General features: G+C 69.0%; 13 protein-coding genes. 10 read left to right on the forward strand and 3 right to left on the reverse strand.

The window, feature by feature from the left end; all coding sequences use genetic code 11:
* Nucleotides 1-20: 20 nt before the first annotated feature.
* Nucleotides 21-476, reverse strand: coding sequence for a PLDc N-terminal domain-containing protein (locus AOK16_RS04875; protein WP_055470972.1), 456 nt, complete (start codon nucleotides 474-476; stop codon nucleotides 21-23).
* Nucleotides 477-599: 123 nt separating this feature from the next.
* Here AOK16_RS04875 and AOK16_RS04880 point away from each other — a divergent pair, with 123 nt between their 5' ends.
* Together AOK16_RS04880 and mqnP are read left to right on the forward strand one after the other, a co-directional pair.
* Entirely contained in the window at nucleotides 600-2,051 is a 1,452-nt protein-coding gene (locus AOK16_RS04880; protein ID WP_055470973.1) for a menaquinone biosynthesis decarboxylase, read from the forward strand.
* A 76-nt stretch (nucleotides 2,052-2,127) separates the two neighbouring features.
* Entirely contained in the window at nucleotides 2,128-3,030 is a 903-nt protein-coding gene (gene mqnP / locus AOK16_RS04885; RefSeq protein WP_055470974.1) for a menaquinone biosynthesis prenyltransferase MqnP, read from the forward strand.
* Here the strand turns inward: mqnP and AOK16_RS04890 are convergent.
* Nucleotides 3,020-3,697, reverse strand: a complete 678-nt coding sequence (locus AOK16_RS04890) for a rhomboid family intramembrane serine protease (protein WP_079101064.1) — start codon at nucleotides 3,695-3,697, stop codon at nucleotides 3,020-3,022. The genes mqnP and AOK16_RS04890 overlap by 11 nt on opposite strands.
* A gap of 81 nt (nucleotides 3,698-3,778) precedes the next feature.
* On the opposite strand from AOK16_RS04890, the gene AOK16_RS04895 reads away from it, so the two are divergent.
* From AOK16_RS04895 to AOK16_RS04915, 5 genes are all read left to right on the forward strand, one after another.
* Nucleotides 3,779-4,555, forward strand: a complete 777-nt coding sequence (locus tag AOK16_RS04895) for a UbiX family flavin prenyltransferase (RefSeq protein ID WP_240483369.1) — start codon at nucleotides 3,779-3,781, stop codon at nucleotides 4,553-4,555.
* Between the two features lie 150 nt (nucleotides 4,556-4,705).
* On the forward strand, nucleotides 4,706-5,161 hold the full coding sequence (locus AOK16_RS04900; protein ID WP_055470975.1) for an Lrp/AsnC family transcriptional regulator: 456 nt from the start codon (nucleotides 4,706-4,708) through the stop codon (nucleotides 5,159-5,161).
* 113 nt (nucleotides 5,162-5,274) lie between these two features.
* Complete coding sequence (gene mqnE / locus AOK16_RS04905) at nucleotides 5,275-6,438, forward strand: aminofutalosine synthase MqnE (RefSeq protein WP_055470976.1); 1,164 nt, start codon at nucleotides 5,275-5,277, stop codon at nucleotides 6,436-6,438.
* Between the two features lie 208 nt (nucleotides 6,439-6,646).
* The gene (locus tag AOK16_RS04910) at nucleotides 6,647-6,958 is read left to right on the forward strand and encodes a DUF4229 domain-containing protein (protein WP_338058472.1); all 312 of its coding nucleotides are present in this window, start codon (nucleotides 6,647-6,649) and stop codon (nucleotides 6,956-6,958) included.
* Nucleotides 6,959-7,228: 270 nt separating this feature from the next.
* A complete protein-coding gene (locus AOK16_RS04915) occupies nucleotides 7,229-8,488 on the forward strand; it encodes a dicarboxylate/amino acid:cation symporter (protein ID WP_107098272.1) in 1,260 nt (419 codons plus the stop codon).
* A gap of 86 nt (nucleotides 8,489-8,574) precedes the next feature.
* On the opposite strand, the gene AOK16_RS04920 is transcribed toward AOK16_RS04915, so the two are convergent.
* The gene (locus AOK16_RS04920; protein WP_055470978.1) at nucleotides 8,575-9,051 is read right to left on the reverse strand and encodes an NUDIX domain-containing protein; all 477 of its coding nucleotides are present in this window, start codon (nucleotides 9,049-9,051) and stop codon (nucleotides 8,575-8,577) included.
* Nucleotides 9,052-9,172: 121 nt separating this feature from the next.
* On the opposite strand from AOK16_RS04920, the gene AOK16_RS04925 reads away from it, so the two are divergent.
* The 3 genes from AOK16_RS04925 (at nucleotide 9,173) to AOK16_RS29370 (ending at nucleotide 11,399) form a co-directional block, all read left to right on the forward strand.
* Nucleotides 9,173-10,375 carry a helix-turn-helix domain-containing protein gene (locus tag AOK16_RS04925; RefSeq protein WP_205627630.1) on the forward strand — a complete coding sequence of 401 codons (1,203 nt, stop codon included), beginning with the start codon at nucleotides 9,173-9,175 and terminating at the stop codon, nucleotides 10,373-10,375.
* A gap of 109 nt (nucleotides 10,376-10,484) precedes the next feature.
* Nucleotides 10,485-10,952, forward strand: a complete 468-nt coding sequence (locus AOK16_RS04930; RefSeq protein WP_338058473.1) for an ATP-binding protein — start codon at nucleotides 10,485-10,487, stop codon at nucleotides 10,950-10,952.
* Nucleotides 10,953-11,165: 213 nt separating this feature from the next.
* Complete coding sequence (locus tag AOK16_RS29370; RefSeq protein ID WP_055470997.1) at nucleotides 11,166-11,399, forward strand: DUF7848 domain-containing protein; 234 nt, start codon at nucleotides 11,166-11,168, stop codon at nucleotides 11,397-11,399.
* The last annotated feature ends 1,396 nt before the right edge of the window (nucleotides 11,400-12,795 follow it).

The following is a 12,795-nucleotide window of genomic DNA, read 5'->3' on the forward strand; positions in this document are numbered from 1 at the left end:
GCGCATGGGGGCGGAGACGGTCAGGAGCGGTTCTCGTCCGGGCCGTTGTCGCGGGGCCCGCTGCCGCCGTCGGCCTCCGGCTCGGTTTCCCTCTCCGGCCCCGCCTCAGGCTCGGCTTCCTTCTTCGGCCCAGCCTCCTTCGGCCCGGCCGCCGGCCCCGTTCCCTCCGGCTCGTCCTCTTGCCTGTTCCGCTCAAGGGACTTGAGGAACTCGGGGTTGTCGTCCGGCGCGACCCAGCGCGCGCGCCCCCGCCCCGCGCCGTACGCGCCCGCCCCGCCGCTCACCTCGGAGCGGCGCGGGCGGCCCGCCAGCAGCCAGGCCAGCGAGCCGAACAGCAGATAGCCGAAGAGCACGATGATCAGGACCCAGGCGCCCTTGGGGAGCTTGCGGACCTGCTCCTCAGGGGTGTTGAGGCAGTCGATGAACGCGTAGATCCACAGCCCCAGGACCAGCAGGAACGGGAGATACCTGAGCATGGCGGCGGGGTCCCCCTGAAGGCGGCGGAAAGCGGTGGAGGGGCCCGGACCGGCCCCTGTTACCCGTCCAGGGTAGGGCCCCGGTGGCGTGTCCCGGGGAGCAGGTGGCGGATACTGGGGCCTATGGCTTACGACGATCTTCGTTCGCTCCTGCGGGCGCTCGAGCGCGACGGCGACCTCAAGCGCATCAAGGCTGAGGTCGACCCGCATCTGGAGGTCGGTGAGATCGTCGACCGCGTGAACAAGGCCGGCGGGCCCGCGCTGCTCTTCGAGAACGTCAAGGGCTCGGCGATGCCGCTGGCCATGAACGTCTTCGGCACCGACCGCCGCCTCCTCAAGGCGCTGGGCCTGACGTCGTACGAGGAGATCAGCGGGAAGATCGGCGGGCTGCTGAAGCCGGAGCTGCCGCACGGGTTCGTCGGTGTGCGCGAGGCGTTCGGCAAACTCGGCAGCATGGCGCACGTGCCGCCGAAGAAGGTGAAGGACGCCCCCGTACAGGAGACCGTCCTCACCGGCGAGGACGTCGACCTCGACGCGCTGCCGGCGCTGTTCACCTGGCCCGAGGACGGCGGCTCCTTCTTCAACCTCGGGCTCACGCACACCAAGGACCCCGAGTCGGGCGTGCGGAACCTCGGGCTCTACCGCCTCCAGCGCCACGACCGCCGCACCATCGGCATGCACTGGCAGATCCACAAGGACAGCCGCAACCACTACCAGGTGGCGGCCCGGCGCGGTGAGAAGCTGCCCGTGGCCATCGCCTTCGGCTGCCCGCCCGCCGTGACGTACGCGTCCACGGCGCCGCTGCCCGGCGACATCGACGAGTACCTCTTCGCCGGGTTCGTGCAGGGCAGGCGCGTCGAGATGGTGGACTGCAAGACGGTGCCGCTCCAGGTGCCGGCGCAGGCGGAGGTCGTCCTGGAGGGCTGGCTGGAGCCCGGGAAGACGCTGCCGGAGGGCCCGTTCGGGGACCACACCGGCTTCTACACGCCGCAGGAGGACTTCCCGGCGCTGACCATCGACTGTGTGACGATGCGCCGCAGGCCGCTGCTCCAGTCGATCGTCGTCGGCCGCCCGCCGACCGAGGACGGGCCCCTGGGGCGGGCGACGGAACGCTTTTTCCTGCCCCTGCTCAAGATCATCGTGCCGGACATCGTGGACTACCACCTGCCCGAGGCAGGCGGCTTCCACAACTGCGCGATCGTCTCGATTGACAAGAAGTACCCGAAGCACGCCCAGAAGGTCATGCACGCCATCTGGGGCGCGCACATGATGTCGCTGACCAAGCTGATCGTGGTGGTCGACGCCGACTGCGACGTCCACGATCTCCACGAGGTCGCCTGGCGCGCGCTCGGCAACACCGACTACGCGCGCGACCTGACCGTCGTCGAGGGCCCGGTCGACCACCTCGACCACGCCTCGTACCAGCAGTTCTGGGGCGGCAAGGCGGGCATCGACGCGACGCGGAAGCTGCCCGAGGAGGGCTACACCCGGGACGGCGGCTGGCCGAACATGGTCGAGTCCGACCCGGAGACATCCGAACGGGTGACGAAGCGCTGGAAGGAATACGGGCTGTGATGTGTGGGTCTGCGGTGGCTTGCGGTGGCGCGGAGGCGGATCCCCGCCTCCGCGAGGGTGATCCGGAGTACGGCCGGTGAGCGCCTCCGCCGCCGCGGTGCCCCAGCCCGGCAGGGCCCGCGCCTTTCTCCGGCTCGTGATGATCGAGCACTCCGTCTTTGCGCTGCCCTTCGCCTACATCGCCTCGCTCACCGCGATGTTCCTCGACGACGGCAGTATCCACTGGGGGCAGTTGCTGCTGGTGACTGTTGCCATGGTGGGGCTGCGCACGTTCGCGATGGCCTGCAACCGGATCATCGACCGCGAGATCGACGCCCGCAACCCCCGTACGGCGGGGCGGGAGTTGGTGACCGGTGCGGTGTCGGTGCGGTCCGCGTGGACCGGCGCGCTGGTCGCCCTCGCGGTCTTCCTGGGCGCGGCGGCGCTGCTCAACCCGCTGTGCCTCGCGCTGGCCCCGATCGCCGTCGTGCCGATGGTGGTCTATCCGTACGGGAAGCGCTTCACCCACTACCCGCACGCGATCCTCGGCCTGGCGCAGGCCATGGGCCCGGTCGGCGCCTGGCTCGCCGTCACCGGCTCGTGGTCCTGGGACGCGGTGATCCTCGGCCTCGCGGTCGGCATCTGGATCGGCGGCTTCGACCTGATCTACGCCTGCCAGGACGTGGAGTCCGACCGGGAGCACGGCGTGCTGTCGGTGCCCGTGCGCTTCGGCGTCCCCGGGGCGCTGTACGGCGCCCGGGCCTGCCATGTGCTGACCACGGTGCTGCTGGCGTGGTACGCGGTGGCCACCGGCGCCGGAACGTTCTTCTGGGCCGGTCTGGCGATCGTGGCCGCCGTGTTCGTCTACGAGCACTCGATCGTGAAGCCGCACGACCTGTCCCGGCTCAACCGGGCGTTCTTCACCGTCAACGGTGTCATCGGCATCGCGTTCTTCCTCTGCGCGCTGCTCGACCTGATGGTCCGCGGGCTCAGCGTCTGAGGCCCTCGACGGGCGCCGGTCCGCGCCGGGTGCGGAAGAGGAAGGCGGCCAGGACCCCGCCCAGCAGGCCGAAGAGGTGTCCCTGCCAGCTGACGCCGGAGGCCGTCGGCAGCACGCCCCACAGCATCGACCCGTAGAAGAAGGCCACCACCAGGCCCACGATCACGTAGAGCGGGCGGCGGTCCGCGAAGCCGCGCACCAGCAGGTAGCCGAAGAGGCCGAACACGACACCCGAGGCGCCCGCGGTGAGCGAGTTGCCCGGGGCGAACAACCAGACGCCGAGCCCGCTCGCCAGGATGATCACGGCCGTGACGGCGAGGAAGCGGCGTATACCGCTGATGGCGGCGATGAAGCCCAGCAGGAGCAGCGGCACCGTGTTGGCCGCCAGGTGGTCGAAGCCGAAGTGGAGGAAGGCGGCGGGCACGATGTCCCGCAGCTCGGCGGGGTCGCGTGGCGTGATGCCGTAGGTGTCCAGAGCGTGTCCGCTCGCCGTGTCCGCGAACTCCAGCACCCACAGCAGCGCGACCCAGCCGAGCACGAGCGCGGCCGCGGCCCTGACGCGCGTGGTCCCTGGAGCGGAACCGCGCGGCCCGTTCGCCTCCGGCCGGGTCCCGCCCGGTCGGTTCCGGCCCGGCCCGTTCGCGCCGGGCCCCGTCTCGTACGCCATCGGAGCCCCCTCTCCTCACCCTTGCCAACGCCCGGGCGACCGCCCGGGTTCCCGCCGCGCACCGCCGGATAGGCTCGATCCGTGGAGCCGCCCCAGCCGAGACAGCCGATGCCGACCAGCCAGCGCCGGCTGAACCCCGACGCCGCCGCCGACCCCGGTGGGGCGCGGACCGGGCAGCGCCGGCCGTGGGTGGTCGGAGTGTCCGGCGCCTCCGGCACCCCGTACGCCGCCTCGGTCCTGCGCGGGCTGCTGCGGGCGGGCGAGGCCGTGGATCTGGTGGTCAGCCGGGCCTCGCGGCTCACTCTCCTGGACGAGACCGGCATCTCGTTCCGCGACGCGCACTGGCGCGAGGACCTGCGGACCTGGCTGGCCCGCGGCGCCGACGGCGACCCGGACCGGTTCGCGGCCGAGCTGCCGGACCTCTCGGCCCTGCCGGAGCGGTCCGACGTACGGCACTGGGCAGCCGGTGACCTGGCTGCCGGGCCGTCGTCCGGCTCGTACCCGGTCAAGGGGATGCTGATCGTCCCGGCGAGCACGGCGTGCGTGGCCGGGGTGGCGCTCGGCCTGTCCAAGGACCTGCTGCAGCGGGTGGCGAGCGTGACGCTCAAGGAGCGGCGCAGGCTCGTCGTGGCCGTGCGCGAGACGCCGCTGAGCGGTCAGACGCTGAAGCAGCTGGTGGCGCTCGACGAGGCGGGCGCGGTCGTGCTGCCCGCGTCGCCCGCGTTCTACGCGGGTGCGTCCGGCATCCAGGATCTGGTGGACTTCGTGGCGGGCCGGGTCCTGGACGCGGCCGGAGTGCCGCACCAGCTGTACCGCCGGTGGGAGGGAGCGATCGGAGGCGCCAGGGGGGAGGAATAGCGGGGCCGGCGCCCCGCGTTGGGGAGCCCGGTTGCCTTGGAATCGCAGGCGAATCGACCCTTAGGTCGATTCGCAGGCCCGCCTGGCCCGTGCTCCTTTGATTCTTTATATTGACGCTCGAGATTGCGAACAATGGAAGGCTCCAGGTAGATGGACGCGGTGGACAGGCAGCTCATCCAGGCACTCCGGGAGAACGGCAGGGCCTCGTACGCCGAGCTCGGACGGCTCGTCGGGCTCTCCGGGCCCAGCGTCACGGACCGGATCAACCGCCTGGAGGCGGCCGGTGTCATCACCGGCTATCGCGCGACCGTCGACTCCGCCTCCCTGGGCCTGGGCGTGACGGCCCTCATCGGCATCTCGCTCTCCGACGCCACCGACCACGAAGAGGTGGCGGGGCGACTGAGGGACCTGGCCGAGATCGAGGACTGCTGGTTCATCGCGGGGGACGACTCGTACATGCTCAAGGTGCGGGTCGGTGACGTGGACGGGCTGGAGAAGACCATCCGGCGTCTTTCCGGCACCAAGGGCGTCTCCAGGACCCGGACGACGATCGTGCTCTCCACGAAGTGGGAGAACCGGGTCGGGGAACTGCCCGAAGAGGTCTAGCGGCCACGGAGAGCGGCCGCGTATGGGGGCGCCTCCTGCCCGAAGGGCGGGGGAGTAGGGTCGTCCAGGGCGCTATGGACAGACAGTCAAGGACAGCAAGGGAAGGCGGCGGCATGGACGCGGGGCTCAAGCGTGAGCTGGAGGAGAAGGTCCACGCCGGGGAGCGGCTCACCCGCGAGGACGGGATCGCCCTCTACGAGTCCGACGACCTCGCCTGGCTGGGCGGTCTGGCGCACCACGCCCGTACGCGGAAGAACGGCGACGTCGTCCACTTCAACGTCAACCGCCACCTCAACATGACGAACGTGTGCACCGCGTCCTGTGCGTACTGCTCGTTCCAGCGGAAGCCGGGCGAGAAGGACGCTTACACGATGCGCATCGAGGAGGCCGTCCGCCTCGCCAAGGCGATGGAGAACGACAACCTCACCGAGTTGCACATCGTCAACGGCCTCCACCCGACGCTGCCTTGGCGCTACTACCCGCGCTCCCTGAAGGCCCTGAAGGAGGCCCTGCCGCAGGTCTCGCTGAAGGCGTTCACGGCCACCGAGATCCACCACTTCGAGACGATCTCCGGCCTCACCGCGTCCGAGATCCTGGACGAGCTGATCGACGCGGGCCTGGAGTCGCTGACCGGCGGCGGCGCCGAGATCTTCGACTGGGAGGTCCGGCAGCACATCGTCGACCACCGCACCCACTGGGAGGACTGGTCGCGGATCCACCGCCTCGCGCACGAGAAGGGCCTCAAGACCCCGTGCACGATGCTGTACGGACACATCGAGGAGCCCCGGCACCGCGTGGACCACGTGCTGCGGCTGCGCGAACTCCAGGATGAGACGGGCGGGTTCCAGGTCTTCATCCCGCTGCGCTACCAGCACGACTTCGTGGACATGAAGGACGGCAAGATCCGCAACCGCCTTCAGGCCCGTACGACGATGGCGACCGGCGCCGAGGCGCTGAAGACCTTCGCGGTCTCGCGCCTGCTCTTCGACAACGTCCCGCACGTCAAGGTCTTCTGGGTGATGCACGGCGTGCAGACCGCCCAACTCGCGCTCCAGCACGGCGCGGACGACATGGACGGCTCGGTCGTCGAGTACAAGATCACGCATGACGCGGACAACTTCGGCACGCCGAACAAGCTGGGCCGCGACGACCTGCTCGAGCTGATCCGCGACGCCGGTTTCCGGCCGGTCGAGCGGAACACGCGGTACGAGATCATCCGCGAGTACCCGGGCCCGGACGCGGACCGGCGGGAGTCGCCGCAGCCGATGCGGGTCTGACCTCGCGGCGGCCGACGCGGATCCGCCTCCCCTCACGCGGCAGCGGTGCCCGCGGCCCCCCGCGCGGGGGGCAGATCGGGCGGGCGGCCGCCGTCGGGTGCCAAGGCGCCCGCCCAATTGATCCGAAACGGGACGTGCTTCACTGGTGGGGTTCACTAGTGAGGGCCCCTGAACCCCGAGCCCGCGTCGTACGAAGAAGGTCAGCTCCGTGAGCAGCATCCCCGGCACCAGCTCCCGCCCTGGCAAGCAGGGCGCAACCCTCCGCTACACGGCAATGCGCCTCGGCATCTTCGCCGGCTGCTTCCTCGCCATCTGGGGCCTGGTCTACGCGCGCGTGCTGCCGGCCGGGCTCGGCGACTCGAACCTCATGTGGGTGCTGCTGCTAGCGCTGGTCGTGTCGGGCCCGCTGAGCTGGGTGCTGCTGCGCAAGCAGCGGGACGCGATGTCCGAGCAGATCGTGGCGAAGGTGGACCGGGCCAAGGAGCGCCTCTCGGCGAACCAGTCCCAGGAGGACGTGTAACGCTCGTCACTCGCCGTCCGGCACCACCCGGCACCCCATCCCTGAGCAGCCTTTCAGGGGTGGGGTGTTGACGTTTCGGCGCCGGGACGCTGAGGTCAGTACTCAAAGAAACTCTTTGATGGTCCCAAAGGGCTGGTGTTACCGTTCCTCGTTCCCTTTTGGATCTCCCTTTGAATCCCCGCCGGAGAGTGCCCTGTGTCCACAGATGCCCCAGTGAAGAAGCGTTTCGGCTTCTCCATATCGAAGGTGCCGTTCTGGGCCCAGATCCTGATGGGTCTCGTGTTCGGTGTGCTGCTGGGCTGGGTCGCCCGTACCGGCGACGTCAGCTGGCTGGTCACCACCCTCGACAAGATCGGGTCGATCTTCGTCCAGCTGCTGAAGCTGGCCGTCGCGCCGCTCGTCTTCTTCGCGATCCTGGTCTCGATCACCAACCTGCGGAAGGTCAACAACGCCGCCAGGCTGGCCACTCGTACGCTCCTGTGGTTCATGATCACCTCGCTGATCGCGGTCGCGATCGGCCTGGCGATCGGCCTGCTCACCAACCCCGGCGCGGGCACGGGTCTCACCCCGAAGGACGGCGGCAAGCCGGAGTCGGCGGGCACCTGGCTGGACTTCCTGACGGGCATCGTGCCGACGGACGTGATCACGCCGTTCACCGAACTCAACGTGCTGCAGATCGTGTTCATGGCCGTCGTGGCGGGCGTCGCGGCGCTTCAGCTCGGCGACAAGGCGCAGCCGATCCTGGGCCTCAGCCAGTCCGTGCTGGAGCTGCTCCAGAAGGCCCTGTGGTGGGTCATCCGGCTGGCCCCGCTCGGCACGCTCGGCCTCATCGGCCACGCCATCGCCACGTACGGCTGGGACCTGATCGGCAAGTACGCGACCTTCACCGCGGACGTCTACATCGGCTGCGCGCTGGTGATGTTCGGCGTCTACCCGCTGCTGCTGGCCACGGTCGCCAAGGTCAACCCGCTGCAGTTCTTCCGCGGCGCCTGGCCCGCGATCCAGCTGGCCTTCGTCTCCCGCTCCTCGGTCGGCACGATGCCGGTCACCCAGCGGGTGACCGAGCGGCTGGGCGTGCCGCGCGAGTACGCGTCCTTCGCCGTGCCGTTCGGTGCCACGACGAAGATGGACGGCTGCGCGGCGATCTACCCGGCGCTCGCCGCGATCTTCATCGCCGAGATCTTCGGCGTGAACCTCGGCGTCGGCGACTACGTCCTCATCGCCTTCGTCTCGGTCATCGGCTCGGCCGCCACCGCGGGCCTGACCGGCGCCACGGTCATGCTGACCCTGACCCTCTCCACCCTGGGCCTCCCCCTGGAGGGCGTCGGCCTCCTCCTGGCCATCGACCCTGTCCTGGACATGATGAGGACCGCGACGAACGTGGCCGGTCAAGTTGTATGTCCGTTGCTCGTCTCCGGCCGCGAGGACATCCTCGACCGGGAGGCGTACAACGCGGCTTCGGCCTCGCCGATCGATGCGGTCGAGGCACGGGACGCAGAGAAGCAGGCGACCGTTCCCGCTGCTGCGTAAGGGCTGGTCCACGGCTACCAGCCGCTTGGACGAGGCGCGCCCCCGATCTTGCACGAGATCGGGGGCGCTTCGCGTGTACGGGTGCTCTAACGAGTTGTTGGCTCCCCATGCTCCAGGTACAGCGGATGCGCCTCAGAGCGAGCGGTGATGGCGCGCTTCACGCGGCGGGCGAGTCGGGGGATCAGGAGCTGGTCGATCTTCTCGGCGGGGTGGAACTCGGCTGCCAGCAGTTCGTCTGGGGCGAGCTTGATCGCGGCCAGGTCGTCCGGGGACAGCTCTCCGCCGTCGAAGACGTACAGCACCTTGTCGCCCTCGGCCTCGTTCGGGGCCCAGTCGACTACGAGCAGTGCGCCGATGGCGGGGGAGATGCCCAGCTCCTCCTGGACCTCGCGTCCGCATGCGGCCAGAGGTGATTCACCGATCTCGATGTATCCGCCGGGGATTTCCCACTTGGGCTTGTAGGAGGGCTGTACCAGCAGGACATCGCCTTGCGCGTTGAAGAACAAGGCGCCAGCCGCCATGCGGGGCCGTGCCATGCGCTGCTCGTGCTCGTTCTCGGGCATGTGCCGAGCCTACTTACGAAGGCGTCCCAGCGGGTGACCGCCCCTGGGCAGCCTGTTGAAGCTCGGCCGCGGCATGTGACACTCGGTTGAGCGGAGCGAGGGGAGCGCAACGATGCGGGGCATGACCGACCACCTCCCGTTCGGGAAGCGCGTGCGGTTCTACCGGGAGCGACGGGGGCTGCATCAGTGGCAGCTAGGGGAGCTGCTCGGCCGCTCGGAGGACTGGGTCTACCGGGTCGAGTCCGGCCGGATTCCCGTCAACAACGTGAAGATGCTGGCGGACCTCGCCGACGCTCTGCGCGTACACATCGAGGACCTCCGAGGTTCTCCATCGCTGCTCGAAGATCACGCGGACCACGCTGCCAGCGTCCCTGCCATAAGGACGGCGCTGATGCAGTCCCGGCGTCTTGCCGGGACCCTGTACGACGATCGCGAACCCCTCCGGCTTGAGCGCCTGTCGGTGGAGGTCGCTGACGCCTGGAATCTGTTTCAGTCCTCCCAGTACGCGAGGCTCGCCAAGCTGCTCCCAGGACTGCTGGCGGATGCCCGCCTGGCCACCCAAGAGCAGTCGTCGGGGGAGGACCGGGTCAGGGCGCTCCGGTTGTTCGCGCTGACCTGTCACGTCGCTGCCGTCCTCCTACGCAAGCTCGGAGAGACGAACCTGGCCTGGACCGCCGTGGACCAGGGCGATATGGCCGCGAGCGAATCGGAAGACCCCGCCGTGATCCTGGCTCTGCGCCGGGGCATCGCCCATGTTCAGCTGGGAGCGGGCATGGTGGCCGAGGCAGTGAACGTCACGCTGGACGCTGCCGATGATCTGGAGGCAGGCTGGTGGCAGTCCTCGCCGTCGGCTGCCTCCCTATACGGCACGCTGTTCTTGAACGGCGCCGTCGCGGCCGCTCGGATGAGGAATCGCGCCCTTGCGGACCACATGATCGGCAAGGCTCACGAAGCAGCCGAACGGCTCGGCGCCGACGGCAACGAGATGTGGACCTCGTTCGGCCCGTCCAATGTCGAGATCCATCGGCTCGCGCTGGCGCTTGAGTTCGAGGACATCCAACTGGCCGTCGACATAGCGCCGAGAGCGAGAGCGATCGGACTTCCCGCCGAACGCCGCGCCCGTGCCCGGCTCGATGTCGCGCGCGCCTACGGCGAAGCAGGCCGGACGGACGAGTCGGCGGATCACCTCAAGCGCGCGTTCCGCACCGCCCCTGAACAGATCCGGGCGCACGAGTTCGCGCGGGACCTCGTCCGCCGCCTGCACAAGCGGTCCCGGCGCCGTGACGTGCAGGAACTCGCGGTGAAACTTGGAGCGATCAAGTAGCCCTAGCGCTCGACCAGTTCGAGAACGGACCCGGAATTTTCTTCCGGGTCCGTCCCTGTTTCGGCACCTACGGTCTTCCTCGTCGAGCTGATCGAGTGAGGGAGGGCACGTGACCGTGGATGGTCCGTCTGCGACCCACCCCTACGCGAGCACAGATGCCGACGACGGTTTCGTATCGCTGCGTTGGAGCCGCCACCCCCGTTGTGTGGGACTCGCCCGTGCCGAACTCCAAAAGGTGCTGGCTGATTGGGGACTCGTTGCGGTGCAGGACTCCGCTCTGCTTGTCCTGTCGGAGCTTCTGACCAATGCGGTCAGGCATGCACATGCTTCGCCGGGGCGGGAGATCGAGACGCGGTACGTGCGTGAGCGCGGCGGAGTCCGAATCGAAGTGCACGACGCAGCAGAGGCGTGGCCCAAGCTGCGGCGAGCGGAACTTGACGCGTCGGGTGGTCGGGGCTTGGCCCTGGTCGCCGTGCTGGCGGGCGGGTGGGGTGTGAGCGGTCGGGGTGGGATCGGCAAGGTGGTGTGGGCCGTTCTGACGGCCCCCGAGGGGGATTACGTGATGGCAGATGAGTAGTCGTCGGGTACGAGCGCTGCGCGTGCGGCGCGGGGATTTCATCTCTCACCGAGGTCGATGGCGGGAGGTCAAGAACATTCGGTACGACCGGTACGCGGCCGGTGGTCCGGCAGTCGTGCTGATCTTCAAGTCAGGCCCTGCGCTGCGGCTCCACGCGGCTGATGTTCTGACGGTGGAACAGGGCAGGCGGGGCAGTGGTTTGGAGGCGTGCTGATGGCACCCAAGGCAGTGATCCGGTACGCCGACTGGTCCTTGTCCGTTGACGAGTCCGGCAGTGGGCCCATTTACGAGACGGAATGCACGACGTGCGGCAGGCAGTCGGGGGCAGCGGAGAGCAAGGACGAGCCAGAGGACTGGTGCTTGCGTCACGCGGGGCTCACAGGCCACACGGGCTTCCGCGCGACCACAACGAGCTTCTTTCGAGCCGCTTTGGTGGTCGTCCGATGAGGGCCGCTGGGCGACGTCGACCCCCACGGCGATACGAGGCGGAGCTCGGGCCCGTTCTCTAGCCGGGCGGGGGCTGCCACGGGACGGACGGCGGTGGCAGCCCCGCCCTTCCAACTTCCTGGGCGTTTCCCCGGGCTGGCGAAGTACCAAGGTCTGGGGCGACTTTGCCGACCAGGAACGCGAACGCTCGGGAGCGGCGACGGATCGAAGACCGGCCGTCGTCGACGCGGCCCGGCCCTTTGGGGAACTCCCCCGGGCCCCGGGGCCGGGCCGTACCGCACCAGCCCATGGCGACCGATTCGGGTCAGGGTCGCAGACAACCGCATACGAGACCGGACCACCCCCGCGCCTGCAAGCAACTGGGGTGGTCCGGCGGAGTCCCTGATCAGGACCCCGGTGCCGATGGTACCGGGGCAGTCGTCGTTCGCTGCTGCGATGTGGCTGGCCCCGGTGAGAGATCAGCCACGTACACGGGGAGGACTTGAGTGGTGGACGGCTCGGGGCAGGGCGGATTCGAGAGCGAAGGACTCGATCCAGAATCGGTGTTGTGGGTGCGGGGCGTTGATTACGTCGCGGGCTGGCGAGAGGCGAAAGACGCCGCGAGAGAGCTGGCCGATGCCCTGTGTGAGGCGGGTATCGAGACAACTTCAGTGCAGACGTGGGCGGATGCCGGAGCGGACGGATCGGGAGTGGTACACCTTCGGGCTTCAGCGGCAACGGTGCGCGAAGTGGCGCATCTGGCACGGGACTTCGCGGCCTGGCGAAGGGCCTGCTGATCTGTGCCGCGGTGCCGTCTGTCGCGTTGTGGGCACGTCGCCGGCCGGAGAGGCTTTGGGCGGGAGCTGCCATGGGGCGAGAGATCGGGGGCCTTACGCTCGCCCGCGGATCGGGCTGGCTCCTCGCCTGCCCGCAGTGCCCGATCTGGGCCCCCGAGCTTAGAGGCTCGCCCCATGGTGGCTGCCTAAAGCCTCGGAGGCCGTCGACCACCAGCCACGACGGCTCCGCCACGGCGGGCGGAAGGCCGAATCCTTTGCTGCTGCTCGGGTTGGTGGTCGAGTGCGGGCGGTGGATGCCCGGAGGGGACCGGCCGCCAGGCCGCAGCCCGGCCGGGGCGCTTCAGCCGCCCGGCGCGCCGCAGGCGCGCCCTTGAGTAAGTAGAGCAAGGTTTCGACGGGCGGGCTGGGGCTGCGTCACTCTGCGGCTCGGGTGTTGGCTCCCGTGGCCTCGGATGCGACAGCTATAGGTGGGCTCTTAAGGCCATGACCCAAATGGCATCTCTTGAATATATAGGTGCAACTCGCGCTTTGAGTATCTTATATGGCGTTTGGTGACATAAAACTCCCTGCAGTCAATCATGCTATATCAAAACTTTTCCGCTCACTTTCGAACACTGATG

The sequence above is a fragment of the Streptomyces pathocidini genome (assembly GCF_001418495.1).
GTDB lineage: Bacteria > Actinomycetota > Actinomycetes > Streptomycetales > Streptomycetaceae > Streptomyces > Streptomyces pathocidini.